22 protein-coding genes are annotated in these 25414 nt (G+C 64.4%); 13 read left to right on the top strand and 9 right to left on the bottom strand.

Going from position 1 to position 25414, the window contains the following annotated elements:
* Positions 1–56: 56 nt before the first annotated feature.
* Both B3349_RS19635 and B3349_RS19630 read left to right on the top strand, forming a co-directional pair.
* A complete protein-coding gene (locus B3349_RS19635) occupies positions 57–845 on the top strand; it encodes an SDR family NAD(P)-dependent oxidoreductase (RefSeq protein WP_291591308.1) in 789 nt (262 codons plus the stop codon).
* Positions 846–1212: 367 nt separating this feature from the next.
* A complete protein-coding gene (locus tag B3349_RS19630) occupies positions 1213–2214 on the top strand; it encodes an NADP-dependent oxidoreductase (protein ID WP_291591307.1) in 1002 nt (333 codons plus the stop codon).
* Positions 2215–2430: 216 nt separating this feature from the next.
* Here B3349_RS19630 and B3349_RS19625 read toward each other — a convergent pair whose 3' ends face one another.
* Entirely contained in the window at positions 2431–3264 is an 834-nt protein-coding gene (locus tag B3349_RS19625; protein WP_291591304.1) for an aminoglycoside phosphotransferase family protein, read from the bottom strand.
* A gap of 224 nt (positions 3265–3488) precedes the next feature.
* Between B3349_RS19625 and B3349_RS19620 the strand changes: the two genes are divergently transcribed.
* Genes B3349_RS19620 through B3349_RS19610 form a run of 3 tightly spaced genes read left to right on the top strand, consistent with a single transcriptional unit; the run spans position 3489 to position 5117 of the window.
* Positions 3489–3983 (top strand): MarR family winged helix-turn-helix transcriptional regulator, encoded by a 495-nt coding sequence (locus tag B3349_RS19620; RefSeq protein WP_291591302.1) that lies wholly within the window; start codon positions 3489–3491, stop codon positions 3981–3983.
* Positions 3980–4753, top strand: coding sequence for a DNA alkylation repair protein (locus B3349_RS19615; RefSeq protein WP_291591301.1), 774 nt, complete (start codon positions 3980–3982; stop codon positions 4751–4753). The genes B3349_RS19620 and B3349_RS19615 overlap by 4 nt, the downstream gene beginning before the upstream one ends.
* A 25-nt stretch (positions 4754–4778) precedes the next feature.
* The gene (locus tag B3349_RS19610; protein ID WP_291591298.1) at positions 4779–5117 is read left to right on the top strand and encodes a DUF6616 family protein; all 339 of its coding nucleotides are present in this window, start codon (positions 4779–4781) and stop codon (positions 5115–5117) included.
* Between the two features lie 103 nt (positions 5118–5220).
* Here B3349_RS19610 and B3349_RS19605 read toward each other — a convergent pair whose 3' ends face one another.
* Positions 5221–6144: a hypothetical protein gene (locus tag B3349_RS19605; RefSeq protein ID WP_291591296.1), complete on the bottom strand. Its 924-nt coding sequence runs from the start codon at positions 6142–6144 to the stop codon at positions 5221–5223.
* Positions 6145–6769: 625 nt separating this feature from the next.
* On the bottom strand, positions 6770–8152 hold the full coding sequence (locus tag B3349_RS19600) for an aminotransferase-like domain-containing protein (protein WP_291591294.1): 1383 nt from the start codon (positions 8150–8152) through the stop codon (positions 6770–6772).
* Between the two features lie 157 nt (positions 8153–8309).
* On the opposite strand from B3349_RS19600, the gene B3349_RS19595 reads away from it, so the two are divergent.
* Positions 8310–8552 (top strand): hypothetical protein, encoded by a 243-nt coding sequence (locus tag B3349_RS19595; protein ID WP_291591293.1) that lies wholly within the window; start codon positions 8310–8312, stop codon positions 8550–8552.
* A 40-nt stretch (positions 8553–8592) separates the two neighbouring features.
* Here the strand turns inward: B3349_RS19595 and B3349_RS19590 are convergent, their stop codons facing one another.
* Entirely contained in the window at positions 8593–9300 is a 708-nt protein-coding gene (locus B3349_RS19590) for an AraC family transcriptional regulator (RefSeq protein ID WP_349682200.1), read from the bottom strand.
* A gap of 169 nt (positions 9301–9469) precedes the next feature.
* Between B3349_RS19590 and B3349_RS19585 the strand changes: the two genes are divergently transcribed.
* Together B3349_RS19585 and B3349_RS19580 are read left to right on the top strand one after the other, a co-directional pair.
* The gene (locus B3349_RS19585) at positions 9470–10651 is read left to right on the top strand and encodes an MFS transporter (RefSeq protein WP_291591288.1); all 1182 of its coding nucleotides are present in this window, start codon (positions 9470–9472) and stop codon (positions 10649–10651) included.
* Between the two features lie 482 nt (positions 10652–11133).
* On the top strand, positions 11134–12297 hold the full coding sequence (locus B3349_RS19580) for a GGDEF domain-containing protein (RefSeq protein WP_291591287.1): 1164 nt from the start codon (positions 11134–11136) through the stop codon (positions 12295–12297).
* Positions 12298–12491: 194 nt separating this feature from the next.
* Here B3349_RS19580 and B3349_RS19575 read toward each other — a convergent pair whose 3' ends face one another.
* From B3349_RS19575 to B3349_RS19565, 3 genes are all read right to left on the bottom strand, one after another.
* On the bottom strand, positions 12492–13034 hold the full coding sequence (locus B3349_RS19575) for an ATP-binding protein (RefSeq protein WP_291591285.1): 543 nt from the start codon (positions 13032–13034) through the stop codon (positions 12492–12494).
* 273 nt (positions 13035–13307) lie between these two features.
* The gene (locus B3349_RS19570; RefSeq protein ID WP_414646945.1) at positions 13308–14489 is read right to left on the bottom strand and encodes an MFS transporter; all 1182 of its coding nucleotides are present in this window, start codon (positions 14487–14489) and stop codon (positions 13308–13310) included.
* 11 nt (positions 14490–14500) lie between these two features.
* Positions 14501–15697 (bottom strand): serine hydrolase domain-containing protein, encoded by a 1197-nt coding sequence (locus tag B3349_RS19565; protein WP_291591280.1) that lies wholly within the window; start codon positions 15695–15697, stop codon positions 14501–14503.
* Between the two features lie 174 nt (positions 15698–15871).
* Here B3349_RS19565 and B3349_RS19560 point away from each other — a divergent pair, with 174 nt between their 5' ends.
* The gene (locus B3349_RS19560; protein ID WP_291591279.1) at positions 15872–16762 is read left to right on the top strand and encodes a LysR family transcriptional regulator; all 891 of its coding nucleotides are present in this window, start codon (positions 15872–15874) and stop codon (positions 16760–16762) included.
* 47 nt (positions 16763–16809) lie between these two features.
* Here B3349_RS19560 and B3349_RS19555 read toward each other — a convergent pair whose 3' ends face one another.
* Positions 16810–17745: an alpha/beta hydrolase gene (locus B3349_RS19555; RefSeq protein ID WP_291591277.1), complete on the bottom strand. Its 936-nt coding sequence runs from the start codon at positions 17743–17745 to the stop codon at positions 16810–16812.
* Between the two features lie 207 nt (positions 17746–17952).
* Positions 17953–19413, bottom strand: a complete 1461-nt coding sequence (locus tag B3349_RS19550) for a short-chain fatty acyl-CoA regulator family protein (protein ID WP_291591275.1) — start codon at positions 19411–19413, stop codon at positions 17953–17955.
* A 234-nt stretch (positions 19414–19647) separates the two neighbouring features.
* Between B3349_RS19550 and prpC the strand changes: the two genes are divergently transcribed.
* Genes prpC through prpF form a run of 4 tightly spaced genes read left to right on the top strand, consistent with a single transcriptional unit; the run spans position 19648 to position 25354 of the window.
* Positions 19648–20835 (top strand): bifunctional 2-methylcitrate synthase/citrate synthase, encoded by a 1188-nt coding sequence (gene prpC / locus B3349_RS19545; protein WP_291591274.1) that lies wholly within the window; start codon positions 19648–19650, stop codon positions 20833–20835.
* 23 nt (positions 20836–20858) lie between these two features.
* Positions 20859–21398, top strand: coding sequence for a GntR family transcriptional regulator (locus B3349_RS19540; RefSeq protein ID WP_291591273.1), 540 nt, complete (start codon positions 20859–20861; stop codon positions 21396–21398).
* A gap of 24 nt (positions 21399–21422) precedes the next feature.
* A complete protein-coding gene (acnD, locus tag B3349_RS19535) occupies positions 21423–24053 on the top strand; it encodes a Fe/S-dependent 2-methylisocitrate dehydratase AcnD (protein ID WP_291591272.1) in 2631 nt (876 codons plus the stop codon).
* Positions 24054–24100: 47 nt separating this feature from the next.
* A complete protein-coding gene (prpF, locus tag B3349_RS19530; RefSeq protein ID WP_291591518.1) occupies positions 24101–25354 on the top strand; it encodes a 2-methylaconitate cis-trans isomerase PrpF in 1254 nt (417 codons plus the stop codon).
* Positions 25355–25414: the final 60 nt, after the last annotated feature.

Genomic DNA, 25414 nt, shown 5'->3' with positions numbered 1-25414 from the left:
ACCACCTGATTGACGGTCTGCTTTTTGTCCTTCCCAACCCACTTTGGTATCCCACCATGACCTCCCTGCCTACCGTCCTGATCACCGGCGCATCCTCCGGCATCGGCGCCACCTACGCTGAACGCTTTGCCCGCCGCGGCCACCCCCTTGTGCTGGTGGCCCGCGACCAGGCCCGCATGGACCTGCTGGCCGCCCGCCTGCGTGATGAAACCCATGTCGCTGTCGATGTACTGCCCGCCGACCTCACCCAGCAGGCCGACTTGGCCAGAGTGGAAACGCGCCTGCGCGAAGATGCTTCCATCGGCATCCTGGTCAACAACGCCGGCATGGGCCAGTCCGGCTCCTTTGTCCAGCAGAACGCCGACAGCATCGACCGCCTGGTGATGCTCAACACCACAGTGCCAACCCGGCTGGCCGCCGCCGTCGCCCCCCGTTTTGCACAAACGGGCCAAGGTGCCATCGTCAACATCGGATCGGTCGTGGGCTTGGCGCCGGAGCTGGGCATGACCATCTACGGCGCCACCAAAGCCTTTGTGCTGTTCCTGTCCCAGGGGCTGCATGTGGAACTGGGTGCCAAGGGCGTGTACGTGCAGGCCGTGCTGCCAGCCGCCACCCGCACGGAAATCTGGAGCCGCTCCGGCATCGACATCAACTCGTTGCCGGAGGTGATGGAAGTGGGCGAACTGGTGGACGCCGCGCTCGTGGGCTTTGACCGCAAGGAACTGGTGACGATTCCGCCACTGCATGTTGCCCAGCGCTGGGATGGACTGAACCAGGCGCGCCAGGGCCTGATGTCCGATATCCGCCAGGCCCATGCCGCTGAGCGTTACCAGCCACAGGCCTGACCCTGCCCTCCACCGCCCACACAGCAACAAGCTTGCGATGCCGAAGGCGCGTGGGCGGCCATCCGTGCCATGGGCGCGCGCAGCGCTTTGTGTGCGTGATGCGGCCCACGCACTGACCAAGGGGCACACCGTACAAACTGGCCAAACGCCAGCCCAACGCCAGCGACGGCTTTATCCCGATACAGACCACCAAACGGCCTTCCTCTACCACGAGGACTTCGCCCTGAAAGTGCTCGCCCTCGTCGTTCGGTGACAACAGCCGAATGACCCAAAACCAGGACACCTGGGCACCGAAAACTGACCCGAGTAGGAGGCCGCATAGGCGCCTCCCCATCTGCAGCCTCTGCAACCCACCTGCTGGAGCACCATGAAAGCCCTCACCTTCCAACGCTATGGCAAGTCGCCAGAGATCGGCATCACCGAGCTGCCCCGCCCCACACTCAAGCCCGACGAGATGCTGGTCGAAGTACACGCAGCAGGGCTGAACCCCATCGACAACATGATTACGACCGGCATCTTCAAAGCCGTACTCCCGTTCCAGCTGCCCGCCACCATAGGCAGCGATCTGGCTGGCGTGGTGGTGGAAGTGGGCCACAACGTCACGCGCTTCAAGCCCGGCGATGAAGTCTTTGCCAGCATCTTCGACCAGGGAACCGGATCGCTCGCCGAATTTGCGGTGGTCCCCCAACACCTGGCCGCACCCAAACCTGCCAATCTCGATTTCGTGCAGGCCGCATCGGTTCCGATGGTGGGGCTGACCTCCTGGCAAGCGCTGAAAGAGCGCGCCCAGCTGAAGCAAGGTCAGAAGGTGTTTATTCCTGCCGGTTCCGGCGGCATTGGCACGTTTGCGATCCAGCTGGCCAAGCACCTGGGCGCCCACGTGGGCACCACCACCAGCACCGGGAACATCCCCCTGGTCAAGCGCCTGGGCGCGGACGAAGTGATCGACTACAAAAAGCAGGCGTTCGAGCAGGTACTGCGCGGATATCACGTGGTACTTGGGACAATCCGCGGGGATGCGCTGGAAAAATCGGTCAGCATCCTAAAGCCGGGCGGCCAGATCATCTCGCTCATCGGGCCGCTGGACATGCCATTTGCGCACACCCGCAAGCTGAACTTCATGCTCCGCCTGATCTTTGGCCTGATGAGCCGAAAGATCATCCGCAAGGCATCTGCGCATGGCGCAGGCTACTCCTTCCTTTTCGTGCGGCCGGACGGTGAGCAGTTGGACAGGATTGGGGAACTGCTCAGCGCCGGGCATGTCAGCCCGGTCATCGATAAGGTGTTTCCGTGGGAACAGGCCACGCAGGCCTTGGCATATCTTGCGCAAGGCCATGCCAAGGGAAAAGTCGTAGTGCAGATCAAGTAAGGCCACACCATCCCCTCCCTGGTCGCGGCTCTCCCGTTCAGCGGGCCACGCCAGGCCGCAGCCTACCGAGAAGCCATGGCTCACAACCACCCAGAGCAGGCCTCTATTGCGGCATCTCTTGGCCGCTCACAGCGGCTCTCATGTGCCATGCCTGCGAGCGCAGCAATCGCTACGAGGGGGCACGAAGAGGGCATGCAGTTGGCAAAAGTGGTGGCCTCAGCCCAGGGCCAATTGGGCCAGACGCGCAACAGCCAACTGCTTTTCAGCCTTGGTGCACTGTCCGTCCTCCATGAACCAGGCCGCCGACAGTGCGGCCTGGGCCATCACCCATCTGAGCAAGCGCTGGCGTTCCAAGCCCGCGGCATCGATGACGATTTCCAGCTGCCGCGCAAAACGCACCGGGTCGGTACAAGTCTTGAGATCCGGGTTGCACAGCACATTGGCGTAGTCGTAGTACCGCTCCCCAATGACGCACTTGGGGTCTATCGCCAGCCATCCACGCCCGCCAAAATCGAGGATGTTGCTGTGGTGCGCATCACCGTGCAGTATGACTTGTTCCCGTGGTGCACTCAGCAGCGCATCGGCCACCATGGCGCATTCGGCCATCAGGCCACCTTTCTGCTGCGCCATCGGTGCCAGCGACCTGAAAAAATGCGCAAGCGGCAGCAGCTTTTCCAGGGGTGCAGAGGATCTTCTGGCATGCAACTGGCCGATGGTGTGGCAGATGCTGCGCGTCGCAGCATCGTCCTCGTCTTCCACCGCCATGCGCAGCAAATGCCTGGGGCCGATGGCGCGCTCCATCAGCAGCGCTCCCGTGTCTTCGTCGCAGGCGTAGACCAATGCCGCGCCACCACCGGCCCACCATTGCAGCACCTGGCCGCCAATCCGCTCGTCAGGGTCGTGCGTGATTTTGATCATCGCAGGCAGACCTTCTTGCCCCCCTGTGAGACGCACCGGCAGCAGGTCACTGGTATGGGTGGTGAAGGGATCGCCAGCGACCTTTACGTTCCAGCGTTGGAGGTAGGGTGCGAAGAGATGGACGTTGGACATTCGGCTGATTTTGGCGGCACCTACGGCGCTCAAAAGACTTGGTGACGAAAATCCAGCGCCACTTCTGGGCACTTGTGGCCTTCAGTGGCCGATGTGCGATGGCCGCAGACTGCACCGAAACCGCACCCCCACACACACGTAGCTGCAATCCGTGCCATCAACAACTGGATCACATAGCGTGCTTCATGCATATAATTAGCCACCTTATTATTTACAGGCTAACCATGCAGCTGGAGCAGAAGTACCTGGCACTCATCGACGAAGCGCAAAGCCGCAAGCTGCCGGATGTGGATGGCATCCAGCTGTGCTTCCAGGTGCTGTCGCTGTCGGCACATATCGACCGAGACTGTGCAACCCTGCTCGCCCCCCATGGCCTGTCCGAGGGGCGGTTTGTGCTGCTGTTCCTGCTGGATGCGGCACCTGACGGGCTCGCACCCAACGTGCTGGCCGAACGCGCCGGGGTCACCCGTGCCACCGTGACCGGTCTGCTCGACGGGCTGGAGCGCGAGCAACTGGTTGCACGCCACGCCAATGCCAGGGACCGCCGCGCACTGTGCATTCGGCTGACGCCCAAAGGCAAGCAGCTGGCCAGCACCGTCATTGCCCAGCATGGCCAATGGATCGCCAGCCTGTTCGGCCACCTGTCCACCACCGAACGCCAGCAGCTGACCAGCTTGCTGGGCAAGGTGGCGGGCCGTCTGGCGAGTACCGCACCATGAGCCAGACCATCCGAACCGGCGCAACGCGCGCGGCCGACATTCCCCGGGATATGCTGCATGCGCTCTCGCACGGGGAATTGGAAAGCGCCACCTTGGCGGAATGCCTAGCCATCGATCAGGCCGTGCTGGCACGGGTCGTCTTTCCAGGCCTGGAGCCTTCTGCGCTGCACGCCATTGATGCCGCCTGCCAGCTGGGCGTGCTCAAACGCATGGCCCGCATCGGTGCAATCCTGCTGGAGGCGCTGGGCACAGAGGGTCTCACCCAGTGCCAGGCACACGGCGCGGACATGGTGCGCGGCTGGGCGTGCTTCATGATCGGCGCTCAGCCTGGACTGGATGTGAAAGCTCGGCTGGCCGCCATCCGCCCGCTGGCAGATGACGCGCATTTTGGGGTGCGCGAATGGGCCTGGATGGCCGTGCGGCCGTACCTGGTGGCAGAGTTACCTACAGCCCTGGCCCATCTGATGCCATGGACGCAGGCCCCGTCGGAGCGCATCCGGCGTTTCGCGTGCGAGGTGCTGCGCCCCCGCGGCGTGTGGAGCACCCACATCGACGCGCTCAAAAAGATGCCCGGCCAAGCGCTGCCGTTGCTGTCAGCGCTGCGTGCCGACCCCTCGGCCTATGTGCAGGACTCGGTCGCCAACTGGCTCAATGACGCAGCCAAGGACCAGCCCGACTGGGTGCGCGCCATTTGCGCCCAATGGCTGGAACACGCCCCCACCGACGCCACACGCCGCATCTGCCAGCGCGCCCTGCGCAATCTCCGTTGAACAAGACCGATAGCAAGGAAACACCATGTCCCATTACCTCGTGGAACTCTACACCCCCAACGCCGCCTGGCACGCACTGCCCGTCGCACAGCGCCAGCAGTTTCTGGGCCACATCGGCAGTGCCCTGGCCCAGCTGTCCCACCTGGGGGTCGAAGTCCTCTCGCTGGCGGAAACCGCCCCCGGCATCGACCAGGGCAGCGCACACCGTTTTCTCGGCATCTGGCGCTTCCCCACCGAGGTCGCGCGGGACGCCTTGCTGGACGGCATCCAGGCCAGCGGCTGGTACGGCTACTTCGACCATGTGAATGCAGCCAGCAGCACAGGCAGTGCGGACAGCCACCTGGCCGCTTTGGCGGCAGCGTGATACGGCGGTGACGATGGCACAGCGCTGCGGCTACCTGCCAAGTCCGCATGGCACCGTCGGCAACACACAGCGAGTGACCTGCTATCGCGGCTGAGGCGGGACGTCACCCGCCGATCATCTTTTTTACGCCTTGGTAAAGGCCTCCGATCCAATTATTGGCTTCCGAGGTTGCCTTGGCAGAATATGTTTTTTGAAACGATGAATCGACAAACTCGGACAAATATTTTGATACCAGATTCACATCAATGCTTTTCAAAAATTCGTCATTAGACAATGTGTCTTTCTTCGGATTCTTGAAGTATGGCCCACCATTGATACTGATCAGGTCAGGCTCCTCCGGGATAAATCTTTCATCCACCTCATCGGAAATATGCGTCACCCACGAGCTAGGCTTGTTGTCATACGTGGCGAATTTTTCAGCAGAATTATTGGGCACCCCATCAGCTGAAAAAACAGAAACCAGATGCTCTAAAAATTCAAAATCCACCGCATGGACTGGTCTACTGCTATCCAAAATTCTATTGAGAAAGGCCTTATCAATCTTGGTAGATGAAAATTCTTTGGAATCTTTTATTCTATTGGCCACCTCTTTGTCTGCCGAATTAAAGTCGGCAGTGATTTTTCTTCCATCCAATGTATAGAGATCTCCAGCAGGCACCCAGCCCGATTGCCGAAAACCAGCCAATTCATCAGCAAAAATATCTACATGCCTGAGATCAATATTGTTGTCAGATGCATAATCATAAATAGATGCTAAAAGCTCCCTGTCATCTCTCGATAAATAATTATACCTACTGGTAGTCAGGCTTTTGGTAGTTCCCACTTCCGTCTCAATATGAAGCTCTTTCGACAGGTCTGTCGTCCTGAAGATACGAGAGTACAGCAAAGCCTTGCCACTGATATTCACAGAAACTGCAGCAGTTGATGTTCCAGCCTCAGCCTCTGAGACCTTCGCCGAAGACTTGGCGCCTCTATCTTCTACACGATAGCCAATAGATGAATGAGATGAAACACCAAAAATATTCATGTAACCACCAAGAATCAGTTATTCAATAACAATCGCACATGCAAAAACGTGTATAGGCATGGCTAAAATTTTCGTGATTCTATATTTTTACAGTTGGCGTTGTCACCTCCTGCGGGCCACTCCATTTTTGTTGCACAAATAACACTCAGCCATCGCGCGGCGTCGATTGGTTATTCCACCCCACACCTATCGCCTCATGGCAGCACGGAAAAAAGGAACCAGTACCACACTGCGCTCTCGTCACAGAATGCCTGTGCAGCCATCCTGCTCAGCCCGATGTACGCATTTGATGCGCAAGATCAAGACAAGCACAGCAGAAATCACTCCATTCATTGATGCCGCTATCAATTGCGTATTTGACATATCGCTGCTCCTGGCAAGGAATTTGTGCCCACCTTCCCCGAGAACCATGGCATGGCATTGATTGATAAGGTCCACACGGGAACCACAGACAGGCCAATGCTCGTCAACAAACTCCAATTGCTCCGGAATCGACGGGCAGCGGAGAGCCCAAGCAATAGGTATCAAGGGGCCCTGATCTCACGCGGCATAAACACCAAGCTGCCACTCCGTGCCCCACCGCTTGGAGAAAACGCCGGCATGCCGCGCCCTGGGTCCTGAACCGCTACACCACTGCTACCCTGAACGGTTCAGGTCGCCGCGCAAGCAGATGGGACAGGCGTTGCAGACCCGCCTTCAGACGTGCACGGTCCTTGATGCTGCCCAAAGAGATCCGGATGGCATTCACGGATTCGCTGCCGGTGGAAAATGCCTCCGCCGGGGTGACGGCGATGCCCTCGCTGTCGGCTGCACGCGCAAGCTGGGAGGAGCTCCAATACCCCGGCAACTCCAGCCAGACATGCAGGCCGTCTCCAGCACCGCCGTAACGTCCGGCCAGAATATCCCTGGCCATCCGGTGGCGCAGACGCGCCTCCTTGCGCACGCCTTCCATCAGTCCGTCAGCCGATCCGTCCAGAATCCACTGCGTGGCCAGTGCGGCCGTCAGCGGTGCAACCATCAGCGCAAAGGAGCGCAGCGCCACCAGAAAACGCTCCCGTTCGTGCGGGTCACGGATGAGCACAAAGGCCACGCGCAGGCCGGGTGTCAGGCACTTCGACAGGGTGGAGATGTAGTACACCTGCTCCGGGGCCCAGGTCGCAATCGGCGGCGGCGGGGCATCGGCCAGCAGCCAGTAGGGATCGTCCTCGACGAGGCGTACACGGCAGCGCCTGGCGATGCTGGCGATCTCCTGGCGTCGGCGTTCGCCCATGGTGATGGCGGTCGGGTTCTGCAAGGTCGGGTTGAGGTAGACCAGCCCGGGCTGGTGCTGACGGCACGCCTGCTCCAGCTTCTCGGGCACCATCCCGTACTGGTCCGCTTCCACCGCAATGATGCGCCGGCCAAACTGGGTGGCTGCGGCACGCAGGCCGGGATAGCTGACGGGCTCGGCCAGGATCACGTCGCCTGGTTCCGTCAGCGCAAGCATCAAGGCGGCGATCGCCGCCTGTGCCCCCGGGCAGACCACCACCTCCCCGGCATCCAGCGCCCCGAACATCGGTGCCAGCCAGTGGGCTCCGGCCTTGCGGTCGGAGTCGCTGCCCCCGCCCAGGTGGTAGGTCATGAGCAATTCCGCATCGGACCGCATCAATACCTGCGACAGGCCTTGTTTCAGCAAGTCGTCAAAATCCACCCCCTCCGGCGGTGGCGGGGTATTCATGCTCAAATCCAGGACCGAGGTCAATTCGACCTTCGGCGCTGCGACATAAGTACCCCGTGCGCCGCGTCCCTCCAGCAGGTGCCGGCGCCGGGCTTCATCGTAGGCGCGCGTGACCGTCGTCAGGTCGACGTCCAACTGGGCCGCCAAGTGGCGCTGCGGAGGCAGTCGGTCGCCAGGCTTCAGCGATCCGCCTGCCACCGCCGCCTGCAAGGCATCGGCAATCTGCAAGAAGCGTGGCCCGCCCTGCCTGACTAGTCGCGGCAACCAGATGGGCGGATGGTCATCTTGCATGGTTTTCAACGGCGACGTCTGCGCCCAATGTATGGAAATTGCTTTTAAGTAGTATGCATCTGAACGTGCAGCAGCCCCATTCTTGTATGGATACTGCTGGCGTTTTTGCCTCTCTCTCCTTAGGGGCAATGTCAAGTTACAGGCTGGAAATTCTCAAATGACCGATTGGACCCCCATAGTCTTCGTCACGTTCAAGGTGCTCATCTTCGGCACCTGCATGTTTTTCGCCATCAAGTGGCACTACGACCAGGGCAAGAAAGGGGCAAACAAGATGGACAAGCGCACGCTGCTGCGCACGTGCGGCAAATTGGCGGCCCTCTTCATCCTGGCGGTACTGGTTGTGTTGTTCCTCACCTTCACCCTGGCCAGCAAGCTCGGTATGGATTTGAATCTTCCCTGAAGACACATCGCGATGCTTCCAGGGCCAAGGCCCTGGTTGCCTATCGCAACTGGGAGATGTAGCGGGCCGGCGACTGGCCCAGCGCTTTCTTGAACATGGTGATGAACGCTGTAACGGAGTCGTAGCCCAGCGTGCTCGCCACGTCCTGGACCGCCAATCCTGAGGAAAGGCTGCGCACCGCCACGATGAGATGCAACTGCTGACGCCAGCGGCCAAAGGTCAGCCCCGTCTCCCGCACCACCAGCCGGGCGAGCGACCGTTCGCTCATGGCCAAGCGCGCTGCCCATTGCGGCAGTGTGGTGCGATCGGCTGGGTCCACGGAAAGTGCATCGGCGATGTGCCGCAGCTTGGGGTGCCCGGAAATCGGCAAATGCAGCTGCTCGACCGGGGACAGTGCGACCTGCTCCAGCAGTACCGAGACCAGGCGGCCTGTCGCGTCGTGCGGCTCGTATGCATTCCCTTGCGCTGCAAGCAGCCGGATCATCTCGCGCACGACAGGACTTACGGCCAGCGTGCAGCATTCCGACGGCATGGCGACTGCGCCGGGCTCGATAAACAGGAAGTAGATCTGGGCGTTCTCTGTGGCGCGGTTGCTGTGCGGCATGCCGCCAGGTATCCAGACTGCATGCTGCGGCGGGACCATCCACAGGGCCTTGGGCACCTCGCAGGTTACCCCTCCCCGTGCAGCCAGCACCAGTTGCCCCTTTCGATGGAAATGCACCGGCTGCTCGGCATCGTGGTCTTCCACTTCCAGCAGCAGGGCGTTCGCCGGGCGCGCGTCAGTGTCCGGATCGAATCCGCACAGGGCCTGGGTGAGCTTGGATGAATTTGGCATGATTTAGAGATTGATTGTCACTACTTCCATATCAAGTCAGCCGCAAGCTTTCTAGAGTCGAGGTCATTCCCAAGGACATTGCATGACCTCACTGACTCACCAACGCGCAGGAACCCGCGCGGCGCTGCTTATCGGCATTCTTCTCATCGCGGCCAACCTCCGCGCACCAGTCACCGGCCTGCCCCCGGTTCTCGGCCTGGTCCGCGACAGCTTTGCGCTCAGCACCACGGCTGCTGGCGCCCTGACGACACTGCCTTTGCTGGCTTTTGCACTGCTGTCTCCCGTCAGCGCGCACTTCGCCAGGGCGTACGGAATTGAGCGGACCCTGTTTGCTGCGTTGCTCGCCATCGCCGCCGGGATTGCACTGCGCTCCACCAGCGCTGTGTGGACGCTGTACGTGGGAACGGCCGTCATCGGCATGGGCATTGCGGTCAGCAACGTCCTGTTGCCCAGCCTGGTGAAACGGGATTTTTCAAGCAGCATTGCCAGCGTCACTGGCGCCTTTGCGCTGGCCATGGGCGTGGTGGCCGCGCTGGCCTCCATCGCGGTGGTGCCATTGGCGACCGCGTGGGGCTGGCAAGCGGCGCTGCTTGCCTTTCTGGCGCTGCCACTTGCGGCGCTGGCGATATGGCTGCCCCAACTGCGTTCCGGTAAGCAAGCGGCTGCCCACACAGCCACCCCACCGCATGGCGGAACCATGTGGCGCTCTGCGCTCGCCTGGCAGGTGACGCTGTATCTGGGCCTGAACTCGACCATCTACTACATCGTCATCGGCTGGTTGCCCTTGATCCTGACCGATGCCGGCATGTCCGCAGGGCAGGCTGGTTCGCTGCACGGGATGATGCAACTGGCAACGGCCGTCCCGGGCCTGCTGCTCGGCCCCATTCTGCGACGGCTCCAGGACCAGCGCTGGGCGGCGGCCAGCGTCGCCGCACTGTCTGGCGTGGCGCTGGTGGGATTTCAGCTTGCACCGCAGTTCGCCTTCGCATGGGCCACCTTGTTTGGGCTGGGCGCAGGGGCACACTTCATCCTCGGCCTGGCCTTTATCGGCATGCGCACGCAAAACGCCCACCAGGCGGCGTCACTGTCAGGCATGGCGCAATGTGTGGGCTATCTGCTGGCCGCAGTTGGGCCCATGGCGGCGGGTTGGCTCCACGACCTGCTTGGCGGCTGGCAGATCCCCTTGCTCGGGTGTGCCGCTCTGGCATTCACCGCCGCCGTGGTGGGTATCTTTGCGGGACGCAACGTACACACCGACGCGTGACGCACGCTCCCGCCATGTGTTGCATGCACATGCGCGTGCATCACATGGCGGCGGCGGGCCAAGGACAGCCCCCGCGAAAGGCCGTCCACGGCCTATTTCCCTCTGCCCCCTTCCCATGGCGGAAGCTCGGGCCTGCATGGCGGCGGCCTGCTCTGTAGCGAAAGCGGTCTTTCTGCTGCCAACTTCAGCCGCGAACGCCCGCAACGAGCGACGAACGGCGAGCTGGTGACAGGTGCGTTTTTTGCTGCATGAATCCGCAGCCGTGCCGGCGAGCTCACGTAGCAAAGGCCACGGCAGCGGCAGGTCAACAAGGACCGTCTGCAGATCGCCGCCGGAGCGGCGCCGGGCATCTTTTCCCCATGCCCGGCTCAATCCCTTACTTTCTCCCGGCAGACCGCCCCACACGACATGCCTGAGCACCCACATCCTGCGACAATCCGCCTCGCGCGAAGCCCGCCCGCGCTGGCACCTCCATCTCGTCCATGGCTCTCGACCCCTTCACCCTGCTCGTCCTCACTTCAGCCATGGCAGCCGCCTCGGCGATGTACCTGGCCGCGGAATGGAGCAGCGTGCGCGAACGCTCGCTGCTGCTCTGGAGCGGGGGGTTTGCCATCATCTCCGTGGGCTGCGTGCTGGCACTGCTGCGCTCCCGTGGCTATGTGCTGTTCGGCATCTGGTTTCCCAATGGCCTGCTGATCTCCGCCCACTGGCTGTTCCTGGCCGGTGTTGCCAGCTGCACACGCACCCGGCTGTCGCGCGCCTGGTGGCTGCTGGTCGTCGTCTGGCTGGCCATGCTGTTTCTGCCCGACCGGCCCTGGTGGTCCAAGGCAATGATGGGGACCCAGTCGCTGCTCATCGCCGTCATCAGCTTGCGCGCAGGCCTGCTGCTGCGCCCGCAGGGCGGCACGCTGAGCGTGGGCGCCGCGCAGCTGCGCTTCGTCCTGCTGGTGCATGGCCTGTTCTATCTCGCCAAGGCCGGGTCGGTCGTGGCGCCGGACGCCTTCATCAACCTGAACAATTTCCGGGGCGAGGTGATTGTGGTCTCGCTGGTGGAAGGCGTGATGGCCATCATGCTGCTTGCGATGTCCATGACCGGCACCGAGCGCCATCGCCGCGAGGAGCGTATCGCGGAAATCGCCGCCCGCGACCCGTTGACCGCTCTGGACAACCGCCGCGCACTCTATCTGCGTGCACCGGAGCTGTTGGCGAAAGCTTCACCGGCCAGCCCCGGCGCGCTGCTGTTGATCGACATTGACCACTTCAAGCAAGTCAACGACCTGCACGGTCACGATGCTGGCGACCGCCTGCTGATGACCCTGAGCGACCTCATCCGCAGCGTGCTGCCCCCCGGTGCACTGGCCGCACGGCTGGGCGGGGACGAGTTCGTGATTCTGCTGCGCAGCGTCTCCGGCCCAGCCGCACAGGCGCTGGGCCAGGGCCTGCGCGAATCGTTCGCGCAACAAGCGCGCACGCTGTTTGAGACACCGGAGCCCGTGTCCCTGAGCATCGGTGCCACCTTGTTCGACCAGCCAGGCAAGGAACTGTCGCACTGGCTCAAGCGGGCCGACGAAGCCCTTTACGCATCAAAGCGCAAGGGGCGGGACCGGATGGAGCTCGTCCGAGCAGTCCCAGTCATGACCCCCTAGCGCTCGACGGGCGCCAGCGCCGTGGCCCAGCGGTCCTTGCCTTCAGCGACGCCTTCTGGCCCATGGCCTTCGCCCAGGCGTGCCCGCAACCAACTCCCCTGCGCGCCTTGGATATGTCGGCTTAAGCCCGAAAGGGTCATTGGTGAGCGCCGGACTTCGCTTTCACCAAAAGCGGAAGCGGGGCACCCTTGATCTCATTGCGCGGCAGGTGACAGGGCGCGCATGACATCCGCAGCCAACTTTTCAGCACTCTCTGTGCCATCGATATGCAGGACCGGCGTGGATTGTTGGGATAGCCAGGCCTCATGCCATGCCCGGTTGCGTCCGGAAAAGTTGGGATCATCATACTGCGCAGCCCACTCCCGGAAGGCCACATGTATCTCATGCATGTCACCACCCGGCGCGATCCGATCACCAAAGCGCTCTTTCTCACGCGCCGCCAGTCGCTCCAGACGAATCGGCGTCGGTGTTACGACAAACACAATGAGATCGGCATGGGCGATCAACGCATCGCCCCAATTCATGCAAGAGCCAGTCAGTACCCAATGGCTGTTGCCGAGTTGTTGCTGGATCAATGGAACGCGCTCGTTGACGGCGCGCTTGGTCGTGAAAGGTGGATCCGTGGGCATCCAGAAAAAATCGTCCACATCGGCGTGCCGTACGCCGAGCTTCGTGGAGAGGTTGCGCCCCAACGTCGTCACGCCCGCACATGAAGCGCCTGTGATGTAAATCTGCACATCTTCCTCCTGCATACCAAGTCGATAGGGGGCAGGAAGGTACCGCATTACCGTGGGCGTTTTTCCTCTGGACGTCGGTTTTCGAACCCGCAGACCGCAGCGGGCAGCAGGCTCGGCTCCATATGGCACTGCGCAGCCACCGGACTGCTGCAGATAAGGTGTTGACCTGAGCGCATGCGGCTGCCCGTCCCCGGTCTACGGGGCATCCCTGATGCCTGCCTGCTGGTGGCCGCACTGCGACAGCGGCAGCCGCAGCCAGGCCTGCAGCAGACTTCAGCGCTTGCCCTCCGGCTGCAGTACCGGAAGGCTGCTGCTGCCTGGCCCCGCAAGCTGCCGCTGACAGACCACCGCCACGCCCAACAGCACCAGCAGCACCGGCACAAAGGCCCCTGCACCCCAGCCCACGATCAGCAGTCCGCCCACCAGGCCGCCACCGGCGATGGCGGTGTTCCAGGTCGTCACCAGCAGGGACTGGGCCATGTCGACCTGCTCCCCCGCTACCTGCGCCAGCGCTGTCTGGAACAAGGTGGCAGAGCCGCCGAAGGCAAATCCCCAGACGGCCAATGCCGCCAGGGCCAGGGGTGCTCCACCCCAGCGCGCGCCCAACAACAGCACGGCACCGCAGAACAGCAAGATGCTTGCCATCGACATGCGGTACAGGTGCCGGTCCACATACAGCCCCGTCAGCCAGATGCCCGGCAGTGCCGCAACACCGAAGACCAGCAAGGCCAGGTCAATGCGGAGATGCACCCCATTGGCCGCCAGAAAAGGCGCGATATAGGTATACAGGATGTTGTGGGCCAGCACATAGCACAGCACCACCATCAGCACCGCCGCCACACCGGGCGTGCGCAGCACCGCGGACATGGGCATGCGCTGGCGCTGGGCCTGCCCCGGAAAATCCGGCAGGCGCAGCCCCATCCAGACCCACAGCAACAACGCCAGCACGCTGGCCAGGCCAAAGCACCAGCGCCAGCCCAGAGCCAGACCCAGCCAGCCCCCGGCGGGAACGCCCAGGGACAATGCCAGCGGCGTGCCGACCATGGCCACGGCGATGGCACGTCCACGGAACTGCGGCGCCACCAGGCGGGTGGCGTAGCCCGCCAGCAGCGCCCACAACAGCCCGGCGGCCATGCCTGCCACCACGCGTGCCACCATGGTCAGGGTGAAGCTGCCTGACAACGCCGTCACGCTGTTGGCCAGCGCAAACCCCAGCACCGCTGCCATTAACAGCGGGCGCCGGCGCATGCTGCGCGTTGCCGTCACCAGCGGGATGGCCGCCACCAGCGAGCCCGCGGCATAGGAGGTCACGGTCTGGCCGATCCAGGCTTGCGACACCCCCAGATCCCCCGCCATCTGCGGCAGCAGCGCGGCAGGCAAGGCTTCGGTCAGGATGGTGATGAATGCAGCCATGCTCAAGGCCAGCAGGCTGGCCCAGGGCAGACGATTTTCCATAGCTGAAGATGTCATGCTTGCAGGCCCTGGTAGACCGCGTCCCGCAGGTCGGTGACAAAGCGCCCCGACATGCCCTCGTACAAGGTGTTGGTCATGGCCACCACCGTCAGGCCCCGGGGCCGGTCCACCCACCAGGCATGGCCATAGGCGCCACCCCAGCGCCAGGTCCCCGGGGATTCGGGTGACTGGGCCAGCGCCGGATCACGCAACACGGAAAAGCCCAGGCCAAACCCCAGGCCGGGGCCGGCCGCCAGCTCCTGCCCCAGGGTATGGTCCCGCCCCATCTCGGCAATCAGGTGCTCGGGCATCCAGCCGCCCTGGCCGGTGCGCAAGGCCTCCAGCAGGTGCAGCAAATCATCCGCCGTGCCCACCATGCCGGCGCCGCCGGAAGGAAACGCGCTGGCATCCAAGGCACGCGCCGGGCTGTAGGGAATGCCCACGGTCCCCTCGAACGGCGCCACCACCTCACCCTCCTGCAAGCGGTGGGGTGCTGGACTGCCGTTGACATAGGCCGTCGCCAGGCGCGCCGCATCCCGGCAGACAAAGCCGGCATCGGCCATGCCCAGAGGACGCGTCACCAGTGCTTCCACGGCCTGTGGCAAGGCCATACCGCACACCGCCTCCACCACACCACCCAGCACATCCACCGCCAGGGAATAGCCCCAAGCCGTGCCCGGCGCATACAGCAGCGGCACGCTGGCAATGCGGCGCAGGTTCTCTCCCAGGTCGATCCCGCTGGCATCCATGCCATCGGACACCCCGGCTTGGGCGTACGCGCCCTGCCCGTCGGGTTCCAGAAAACGGTAGCCCAGGCCCGCAGTGTGGCTCAGCAACTGGCGCACCGTGATGCGCGCTTCGCGGCCATCCGGCAAGCGCGGGCGAAAGTCCGGCAGCCAGGCCGTGATGGGGTCGTCCAGGGCCACCCGCCCCTGGGCCACCAGCCGCAGCACGGCGGCGCTGACCACCGGCTTGCTGGCCGAAGCCCAGCGGAACACCGCGTCCTGCGCCATCACAAGCTGGGCCTCTCGGTCGGCCCAGCCTGCGGCCATGCGGCACAGCGCCTGACCGTGCTGGTAGACCAGTACCACCGCGCCCACCAGGCGTTGCGCTGCCAGGGCGCTGTGCACGGCATGTGCCACCTGCGCCTCCAGCCCGGAAATGGAATGCCGCACGCCAGTGGCGGGCGGGCAAGAAAGTGAAAAAGTCATCGGATCGCTGCTCTCTTTGCTCAGACACCGTGACCTTAGGGGGGCGTCCATCCCAGAAAAAGTAGGATAGAGTTCCGCACATCTAGGACATATATGTCCGTAATCCAGCAATGCACGCAGCGGCACTCGCAGCAACGCATCGATAGATGCATCCAGAGACACAGGCCAGGACACATGGACAGCCTCAACGCATTTGTGGTGTTTGTGCAGGTCGCCGAAACGCGCAGCTTCGTCGCGGCCGGCCGACTGCTGGGGGTCTCCGCTTCGGCCGTGGGCAAGAGCGTGGCGCGCCTGGAAGAGAAGCTGGGCGTGCGCCTGTTTCATCGCAGCACCCGCAGCATCACCCCCACGGCCGAAGGCCTGCTGCTACTGGAGCGCAGCCGGCGCATCCTGGCAGAGATCGAAGCAGCCCAGACGGAACTGTCCCAGGCCTCGTCGGCCCCACGCGGGCGCTTGCGGGTCAGCCTGCCGCTGGTCAGCACCCTGGTTCTGCCGGTGCTGGCCGATTTCATGCGGGAATATCCGGAAATCCAGCTGGACCTGGATTTTTCAGACCGTCTGGTCGACGTTATCGATGAAGGTTTCGATGCCGTGGTCCGCACCGGAGAGCCTGCCGATTCCCGGCTGACGGCACGCAAAATCGGCCATTTCCAAATGGTACTGGTCGCGTCGCCGGAGTATCTGGCCGCACACGGCACACCGCGCAATGTGCAGGATCTGCAGTCCCACCGCTGCCTGCATTTCCGCTGGCCCCACAGCGGCAAGCTGGAGGCATGGCCACTTCCGCCGGGTGCGAACGGCGAGCCCCCCACGGTCCCGGTCTCCATGGTCTGCAACAACATCGAGACGCGTGCCTGCTTCGCCCTGCAGGGGCGCGGCATTGCCTGCCTGCCGGACTTCGCCATCCGTGAGCCGCTGGCCGACGGACGACTGGTGCGCGTCATGCCCGGACAGGCACAACGCGAAGGGGTCTTCCACATCCTGTGGCCTGCGGGCCGGCATGTGGCCCCCAAGGTCCGGGCCCTGGTGGATTACCTGTGCGCCCGGGTGTTTGCGTTCAGCTGATCCCACCCAGCCTTGCTGAACGGCGGGATTGGAGAACCGCTCCCCCTTCAGGGTGCAAAAGCAAACTCCACCACCCTGCGGGCGCCGTGCATCAGCATGTCGAAATGGTCGTGGTCGCGTGCCACCACGGTGGTCACACTGGCATCCGGGTTGGCGGCAGCCAGTGCAGCCCCTGCCTTGCGCACATGGTCGACGATGGCGCGCTGGTTCAAATGTTCCTGGCGAGCGGTGGGCACCGGTGACACAGGGTATTGCTCGTCCTCCCCGACCGTCAGCACCACCTTGGTCCCAGCCCCTGCGTTGATCTGCGCACTACCAGCCAGCCTGCGCGCCAGCAGCGCTTCGCTGAACCAGAGCGACGGGCTGGCCGCCCAGTAGCGCTGGAAATGCCGGGGGTCGGCCAGCAAGGTATCGACCGTGAAGAGTCCGCCGTAGGAAAAACCGAACAGTGTGTGGCCCAGGGGATTCAGCGGGAACTGTTGGGCAATCCGGGGGCGCAACTCTTCCACCAGAAACCTGCGGAACGCAGCCGCACCGCCAAAGCTGGGCGACAGCCTATCGCCCGTGGTCGCATCGGGCACCGGCGTGTAGTCGCGGGCACGGCCGTCGACATCAAAAGGGCTGTCGTTTGCGGAAGCAATGGCCACAATCACACCGGCCGGACGGGATGTGCGCTGCGCTTCGCGGCGGCTTCCCTGGCGGGTGTCATCCGCATGGGGCCGGACAAAGCTGGTCAGCGGGTAGCTGGCGTTGCCGTCCAGCATCCACAGCACCGGGTAGCCGGCAGCAGGCGGCGGTGCATGCGGCAGGCCCACCCGAATCACATAGCGTGCGCCGGTGTGGCGCGAAGTCATCTCGAATTGCAGGGTACCGCGCAAAGTGGCGGTGCGCCAATCGGCCGGAGACCCCTCGGCGCGCGCGCCCCAGGGCAGCATCATGGTGGAGCAGAACAAGGCTGTGGCCAGCCGCAGCAGTCGTGACATCAGGCATATCCATCGCCAAAACAGCTGGCGGCAGGCCGATGATAAATAGATGGCGCCCATAGCCTCCCTGCGACCTCTGTGCGAGCTGGACTGCGATCACGGCGCCGATGCAGATGCACGCAACCGGCAGTGCTCATGCCGCCGCTGCCGCCCTGCTATCGCTGGGCCGCATCGCCAGCACAGGCCCCGTGGATGGCAGGTCGCGAGTCAGCCGTACGGCACAAACCCGCTTTCATGCTCGTTCACACGCAGCGGCTTGCCTACAAACGGGAACGCCCGCTGCGGACAGGCATCGCGTTCACAGACCTTGCAGCCCATGCCGATGGGGGTCGCCGCTTCCAGGTGGCGCAGATCCAGTCCTTTGGAATACACCAGCCGCGCCGCATGCTGCAGGTCGCAACCCATGCCGATGGAAAAGGTCTTTCCCGGTGCACCCCAGCCCTGGCCAGCCCGGCTGATGGTGCGGGCAATCCAGAGGTAGACCCGCCCGTCGGGCATGCTGGCCAACTGGGGCACGATGCGGCCCGGCTGGGTGAAGGCCTCGTAGACCACCCACAACGGGCAGGTGCCCCCGGTCTTGGAGAAATGGAAATGCGTGGCGGATTGGCGCTTGCTGATATTGCCGGCCCGGTCCACCCGGATGAAGAAGAAGGGCACACCCGGCGCCTCCGCCCGCTGCAAGGTGGAAAGCCGGTGGCACACCGTCTCGAACCCCACACCAAAGCGGCGGGCCAGCAGGTCCACGTCGTACTGCAGGCTTTCTGCGGCCTGCAGAAACTCCCCATACGGCAGCACAAAGGCTCCGGCCACATAGTTGGCAAGGCCCATGCGGGCCAGGCGCCGCGTGGCATCGTCCTGCCAGTGGGTGGACTTCAGCGCGTCCTCGATCAGCGCATCGAACTCGAGCAGCGCCAGCTGTGTGGCCAGCTGAAAGGCCTGCTGGGCCGGGCGCAGCTGCGGCGCCACATACAGGGTGCGCGTGGCGGTATCAAAGCGGCGGTGGCTGTGCGCACCACCCTGGCTGCCACGCAGCACCAGCACCTGGTGCCGTGCCTGCAGCCGGAACTGCAGCCATTCCTGCAGACTGCTCCCCTGCGCGCCGGTCTGCTCCCGGGCCTGGGTGGCCAGGGTTTCGGCCGCACGGTCCAGCGCATCAAAGTGATTGCGGTGGGCAAAGAAGAAATCGCGCACCGCTTCAAACGGCATCTGGCGTGGCGGCTCGGCCAGCAGCGCACTGGCCCCTCCGCCACCTTCCGCCAGCTCCGACCGGCCATCGCCCAGGCGGGCCGTCAGCGCTTCCAGCCGCTCCACATCGGCCACATGGCGCTGGTGCATGGCCAGCAGGGCCTGGGCCAGCTGTGGCAGCCGGGAGGCGACCTCGCGCAGCTCGGGCAGGGGCACGGCCGCCTCGGGCTGGGGCATGGCGGCCAGCGCATCGCGCAGCTGGGCCAGCAAGCGGGCTTCCTCGTCTTCCGAGAACTTCTGGATGTCCACCCCCAGCACCTTGTGGATCTTCAGCAGCACGGCCACCGTCAGCGGCCGCTGGTCCTGCTCGATCTGGTTCAGATAGCTCGGCGACAGCCCCAGCGCCTGGGCCAGCGCCGCCTGCGTCATGCCGCGCTCGGCGCGCAGGCTGCGCAGGCGCACGCCCATGAAGGTCTTTGCCATGGTGGTTCTGGTCTCCTTGTGCTGGTGCCGGTCTGAAGTCGAGGTGCGCGCATGCCGCCAGATCTGCGCCGCCCGGGAAATTCGCAAACTTCGCAAAACCTCTGCTTTTGCTTCGCAATGATTCGCCCATTCAGGCCTACCGGGTTGCCAAGCAAATGCGTAGATTGCGAAGTATGGCAGATCACAGACGGTCCCACCGCCGGATCTGCCTGCCCCATATTTCAGGAGACCAGCATGAGCACCGTGGCCCCATCCACCACCCCACCCGCCGCCCCTGCCGCCGCAGCCACGTTCAAACCCAAGAAGTCCGTGGCCCTGTCCGGGGTCACTGCCGGCAACACGGCACTGTGCACGGTGGGCAAGACCGGCAACGATCTGCACTACCGCGGCTACGACATTCTGGACATTGCCGAAGTCTGCGAGTTCGAGGAAATCGCCCACCTGCTGGTGCACGGCAAGCTGCCCACACGCGCCGAACTCAAGGCCTACAAGACCCGGCTCAAGGCACTGCGGGGCCTGCCCACCAGTGTGAAGCTGGCACTGGAACAATTGCCTGCCGCCAGCCACCCCATGGATGTGATGCGCACCGGGGTCTCGGCGCTGGGCTGCGCCCTGCCCGAAAAGGATGACCACAACCTGCCCGGCGCCCGCGACATTGCCGACCGCCTGATGGCCTCCCTGGGCAGCATGCTGCTGTACTGGTACCACTTCAGCAACTCGGGCCGCCGCATCGAGGTGGAAACCGACGACGACTCCATTGGCGGTCACTTCCTGCACCTGCTGCACGGCGCCCGACCTTCCGAGGGCTGGGTGCGCGCCATGCACACCTCGCTCAACCTGTATGCCGAGCATGAATTCAACGCCTCCACCTTCACCGCCCGCGTGGTGGCAGGCACGGGCAGCGATATGTATTCGGCCATCACCGGCGCCATCGGTGCATTGCGCGGCCCCAAGCATGGCGGTGCGAACGAAGTCGCCTTTGAAATCCAGAAACGCTACGACAACGCCGACGAGGCCGAAGCCGACATCCGCCGCCGCGTGGACGCCAAGGAAGTGGTCATCGGCTTCGGCCACCCCGTCTACACCGTGAGCGACCCGCGCAACGTGGTCATCAAGGGCGTGGCCCACAGGCTCTCCGAGGAAGCGGGCAGCACCAAGATGTACGACATCGCCGCGCGCCTGGAATCGGTGATGTGGGAGGTGAAGAACATGTTCCCCAACCTCGACTGGTTCAGCGCCGTCAGCTACCACATGATGGGTGTGCCCACCGCCATGTTCACCCCGCTGTTCGTGATCGCACGCACCAGCGGCTGGGCGGCGCACATCATCGAGCAGCGCCAGGACAACAAGATCATCCGTCCCAGCGCCCACTACACCGGCCCGGACGATCTGCAGTTCGTCCCCATCGACGAACGCCGATAAGCCCGGCATCCGCCCCGCACACCATGAGTTCCCAGACCATCCAGCCCCATTCGCTGAGCACTGCCATTGCCAGCAAGTTGCGCGAGCGCATCCTGAGCCACCGGATCCTGCCCGGCAGCGATATCAACGACGGCGCGCTGGCCCGGGAATTTGGTGTGAGCCGCACCCCCGTGCGGGAAGCCATGAAGCTGCTGTGCCAGGAAGGCCTGCTGACCGCCCTGCCCCGGCGGGGCATGCACGTGACCCAGCTCACGCCCGCCCAGGTACTGGAAGCCCGGCAGCTGTGCAGCCTGCTGGCCGCGCACCTGGCCCAGCTGGAACGCCTGCCCCATGCCGCCAGCACGGCGCTGACCCGCCAGTTGCACGCCGTGGCGCAAGCCCGGCTGCAGCTGGCACAAGGCCAGGCATGTGGTGAGCCATGGGGCCAGGTGTTGGGCCGTTCACCCGGCGCTGCCCTGCTGCCTGCTTCGGTCTTTCCGCACATCAACGCCCCACAGCTGCCGCCACAGCCACCCACGCAGCAACAACCAGAACCGCAGCCGCTCCCCAGTACCGCGCTGTGAAAGCCGCCACCAGATCCACAAAAAATGAGCACGCCCCAAAGCCCCAACCCCTACCGCCAACCGCTGCCCGGCACCGCACTGCATTACTTTGACGCGCAGGCCGCCGTGGAAGCCATCAGCCCCGGCGCCTGGGCCACCCTGCCCTACACCAGCCGCGTGCATGCCGAAAATCTGGTGCGCCGCTGCGACCCAGCCATCCTGACCGAATGCCTGGGCCAGATCGTCCACCGCCAGCGCCAGCGGGACTTCCCCTGGTTCCCCGCGCGCGTGGTCTGCCACGACATCCTGGGCCAGACCGCGCTGGTGGACCTGGCCGGTCTGCGCGACGCGATTGCCGCGCAAGGGGGCGACCCGGCAGCCGTGAATCCGGTGGTGCCCGTGCAGCTCATCGTGGACCACTCGCTGGCCGTGGAATGCGGCGGCAACGACCCGCAGGCCTTTGCCAGGAACCGTGCCATCGAAGACCGCCGCAACGAGGACCGCTTTCACTTCATCGACTGGTGCAAGCGCGCATTCAAGAACGTGGAAGTGATCCCCCCGGGCAACGGCATCATGCACCAGATCAATCTGGAGCGGATGAGCCCTGTGGTCCATGCCGTCCATGGCGAAGCCTACCCCGACACCCTGGTGGGCACCGACAGCCACACCCCCCACGTGGATGCCCTGGGCGTGATCGCCGTGGGCGTGGGCGGGCTGGAGGCAGAGAACGTGATGCTGGGCCGCGCCTCCTGGATGCGCCTGCCCAAAATCGTTGGCGTGCAGCTCACCGGCCAGCGCCCCGATGGCATCACCGCCACCGACGTGGTGCTGGCCCTGACCCAGTTCCTGCGCCAGCAGAAGGTGGTGGGCGCCTACCTGGAATTCTTTGGCACCGGCGCACGCAGTCTGACCATTGGCGACCGCGCCACCATCTCCAACATGGCACCCGAATACGGCGCCACCGCCGCCATGTTTGCCATCGACGAACAGACCATCGACTACCTGCGCCTGACCGGCCGCGAGCCGGCCCAGGTGCAGCTGGTGGAAACCTATGCCCGGCAGGCCGGCCTCTGGGCCGACACGCTGGCGCACGCCGAATACGAACGCACCCTGCAGTTCGACCTGTCCAGCGTGGTGCGCAACATCGCCGGCCCGTCCAACCCGCATGCGCGCCTGGCCACCACCGACCTGGCTGCCCAAGGCATTGCCGGGCCCTGGGCACAGGCCGAAGGCCAGATGCCCGATGGCGCCGTCATCATTGCCGCCATCACCAGTTGCACCAACACCAGCAACCCGCGCAATGTGATTGCCGCCGGCCTGCTGGCGCGCAACGCACGCAACCTGGGACTGGCGCGCAAGCCCTGGGTCAAAACCTCGCTGGCCCCCGGCTCCAAGACCGTGCCGCTGTACCTGCAGCAGGCCGGCCTGTTGCATGACCTGGAAGCGCTGGGCTTTGGCGTGGTGGCATTTGCCTGCACCACCTGCAACGGCATGAGCGGTGCGCTGGACCCCGCCATCCAGCAGGAGATCACGGAGCGTGACCTCTACACCACCGCCGTGCTCTCAGGCAACCGCAACTTCGATGGTCGCATCCACCCTTATGCCCGGCAGGCGTTTCTGGCATCGCCCCCGCTGGTGGTGGCCTATGCCATTGCGGGCACCATCCGCTTCGATATCGAAAACGATGTGCTCGGCGTGTTCCAGGGCCGCGAAATCCGCCTCAAGGACATCTGGCCCAGCGATGCCGAAATCGACGCCGTGGCCAAGGCCGCCGTCCGGCCCGAGCAGTTCCGCGCGGTGTACAAACCCATGTTCGCCCTCCAGGCCGACCACGGCGCCAGCGCCGAAGCGCTGTACGACTGGCGCCCCCAATCCACCTACATCCGCCGACCACCGTACTGGGAAGGTGCGCTGGCCGGTGCGCGCACGCTGCGCGGCATGCGGCCGCTGGCCATCCTGCCGGACAACATCACCACCGACCACCTCTCGCCCTCCAACGCCATCCTGCTGGATTCGGCAGCCGGGGAATATCTGCACGCCATGGGCCTGCCCGAGGAAGACTTCAACTCCTATGCCACCCACCGTGGCGACCACCTGACGGCCCAGCGCGCCACGTTCGCCAACCCCAAGCTGTTCAATGAAATGGTGGTGGACGCGGCAGGCAAGGTCCGCCAGGGGTCGCTCGCGCGGGTGGAGCCCGAAGGCCGGACCATGCGCATGTGGGAGGCGATCGAAACCTATATGCAGCGCCGGCAGCCGCTGCTCATCATTGCGGGCGCCGACTACGGTCAGGGCTCCAGCCGCGACTGGGCCGCCAAGGGCGTGCGCCTGGCCGGGGTGGAGGCCATCGTGGCCGAAGGCTTCGAGCGCATCCATCGCACCAACCTGATTGGCATGGGCGTGCTGCCGCTGGAATTCCTGCCCGGCACCACCCGCCACACCCTGGCGCTGGACGGAACGGAAACCTTTGATGTGGTGGGCCAACGCCAGCCGCGTGCGCTGCTGACACTGCACATCCACCGCAGCAACGGCACGCACACCGAGGCGCCGGTGACCTGCCGCCTGGACACGGCGGAGGAAGTCAGCATCTACGAAGCCGGCGGGGTGCTGCAGCGCTTTGCCCAGGACTTTCTGGCCGCCAACACCCGCCACCAGGAAGCTGCCGCCGCCGTATAAGCACAGCACGACCAAAACATCGCGACAGAGACACCATGAATCACAGCATGCACGACAGCACCAGCGGCACCACGCCTGACAGCCTCTACGCCCCGCAGCGGTTCGCCCCGCAGCTCCGGATTCCCGCCACCTACCTGCGCGGCGGCACCAGCAAGGGCGTGTTCTTCCGGCTGCAGGACCTGCCCGAAGCGGCCCAGCAACCCGGCCCTGTGCGCGATGCCATCCTGCTGCGCACGCTGGGCAGCCCCGATCCCTATGGCAAGCAGATCGACGGCATGGGCAACGCCTCATCCTCCACCAGCAAGGCCGTGATCCTCAGCCCCAGCAGCCGCCCGGACCACGATGTGGACTATCTGTTCGGCCAGGTGTCCATCGACCAGGCCTTGGTGGACTGGAGCGGCAACTGCGGCAACCTGAGCGCCGCCGTCGGCCCCTGCGCCATCCACATGGACCTGATCGACCCGGCCCGGATTCCGCACCAGGGCATGGCCAGCATCCGCATCTGGCAGGCGAACATCGGCAAGACGATCGTGGCCCATGTGCCCATCGCAGATGGGCAGGTACAGGAAACCGGCGACTTTGCGCTGGACGGGGTGACCTTCCCCGCCGCCGAAGTAGCGCTGGAATTCCTGGACCCGGCGGACGAGGGCGAAAGCGAAGACGGCGGTGGCGCCATGTTCCCTACCGGCCATCTGGTCGACATCCTGGACGTCCCCGGTGTGGGCCGCCTGGCCGCCACCCTGATCAACGCCGGCATCCCCACCATCTTTCTCAACGCCGCCGACCTGGGCTACACCGGCTGCGAGCTGCAGGACGCCATCAACAACGATGCCGCAGCACTCGCTCGGTTTGAGGCCATCCGCGCCCACGGCGCCCTGCGCATGGGCCTGATCCAGCGCCTGGAAGACGCCGCCACGCGCCAGCACACCCCCAAGATTGCGCTGGTGGCCCCTGCGCAAAGCTACACGGCATCCAGCGGCAAAGCCATTGCCGCCGGCGACATCGACCTGGTCGTACGCGCCTTGTCCATGGGCAAGCTGCACCACGCCATGATGGGCACGGCAGCCGTTGCCATTGCCACGGCCGCCGCCGTGCCCGGCACCCTGGTCAACCAGGCGGCAGGCGGCGGCGCACGCAACGCCGTGCGCTTTGGCCACCCCAGCGGCACGCTGCGCGTGGGCGCCGAAGCGCAGCACACCAACGGCAGCTGGCAGGTCACCAAGGCCTTGATGAGCCGCAGCGCCCGCATCCTGATGGAAGGCTGGGTGCGCATGCCGGGTGACGTACTGAACGCCCGCTGAAGCCGCGCTGCACAACCGATCCCCCACGCCGCGGGCCCGGCTGCCGAACGCCCGGCTCGG

This window comes from Comamonas sp. UBA7528 (assembly GCF_002479375.1).
Classification (GTDB): domain Bacteria; phylum Pseudomonadota; class Gammaproteobacteria; order Burkholderiales; family Burkholderiaceae_C; genus Comamonas.
Note: the sequence above shows the minus strand (reverse complement) of the source record. Positions and strands in the feature narration are given on the sequence as shown.

Bases quoted from the DNA above. Each gene is read 5' to 3' on its own strand.
- B3349_RS19635 (WP_291591308.1), top strand. From the start codon at position 57: ATGACCTCCCTGCCTACCGTCCTGATCACCGGCGCATCCTCCGGCATC.
- B3349_RS19630 (WP_291591307.1), top strand. From the start codon at position 1,213: ATGAAAGCCCTCACCTTCCAACGCTATGGCAAGTCGCCAGAGATCGGC.
- B3349_RS19625 (WP_291591304.1), bottom strand. From the start codon at position 3,264: ATGTCCAACGTCCATCTCTTCGCACCCTACCTCCAACGCTGGAACGTA.
- B3349_RS19620 (WP_291591302.1), top strand. From the start codon at position 3,489: ATGCAGCTGGAGCAGAAGTACCTGGCACTCATCGACGAAGCGCAAAGC.
- B3349_RS19615 (WP_291591301.1), top strand. From the start codon at position 3,980: ATGAGCCAGACCATCCGAACCGGCGCAACGCGCGCGGCCGACATTCCC.
- B3349_RS19610 (WP_291591298.1), top strand. From the start codon at position 4,779: ATGTCCCATTACCTCGTGGAACTCTACACCCCCAACGCCGCCTGGCAC.
- B3349_RS19605 (WP_291591296.1), bottom strand. From the start codon at position 6,144: ATGAATATTTTTGGTGTTTCATCTCATTCATCTATTGGCTATCGTGTA.
- B3349_RS19600 (WP_291591294.1), bottom strand. From the start codon at position 8,152: ATGCAAGATGACCATCCGCCCATCTGGTTGCCGCGACTAGTCAGGCAG.
- B3349_RS19595 (WP_291591293.1), top strand. From the start codon at position 8,310: ATGACCGATTGGACCCCCATAGTCTTCGTCACGTTCAAGGTGCTCATC.
- B3349_RS19585 (WP_291591288.1), top strand. From the start codon at position 9,470: ATGACCTCACTGACTCACCAACGCGCAGGAACCCGCGCGGCGCTGCTT.
- B3349_RS19580 (WP_291591287.1), top strand. From the start codon at position 11,134: ATGGCTCTCGACCCCTTCACCCTGCTCGTCCTCACTTCAGCCATGGCA.
- B3349_RS19570 (WP_414646945.1), bottom strand. From the start codon at position 14,489: ATGGAAAATCGTCTGCCCTGGGCCAGCCTGCTGGCCTTGAGCATGGCT.
- B3349_RS19565 (WP_291591280.1), bottom strand. From the start codon at position 15,697: ATGACTTTTTCACTTTCTTGCCCGCCCGCCACTGGCGTGCGGCATTCC.
- B3349_RS19560 (WP_291591279.1), top strand. From the start codon at position 15,872: ATGGACAGCCTCAACGCATTTGTGGTGTTTGTGCAGGTCGCCGAAACG.
- B3349_RS19555 (WP_291591277.1), bottom strand. From the start codon at position 17,745: ATGTCACGACTGCTGCGGCTGGCCACAGCCTTGTTCTGCTCCACCATG.
- B3349_RS19550 (WP_291591275.1), bottom strand. From the start codon at position 19,413: ATGGCAAAGACCTTCATGGGCGTGCGCCTGCGCAGCCTGCGCGCCGAG.
- prpC (WP_291591274.1), top strand. From the start codon at position 19,648: ATGAGCACCGTGGCCCCATCCACCACCCCACCCGCCGCCCCTGCCGCC.
- B3349_RS19540 (WP_291591273.1), top strand. From the start codon at position 20,859: ATGAGTTCCCAGACCATCCAGCCCCATTCGCTGAGCACTGCCATTGCC.
- acnD (WP_291591272.1), top strand. From the start codon at position 21,423: ATGAGCACGCCCCAAAGCCCCAACCCCTACCGCCAACCGCTGCCCGGC.
- prpF (WP_291591518.1), top strand. From the start codon at position 24,101: ATGCACGACAGCACCAGCGGCACCACGCCTGACAGCCTCTACGCCCCG.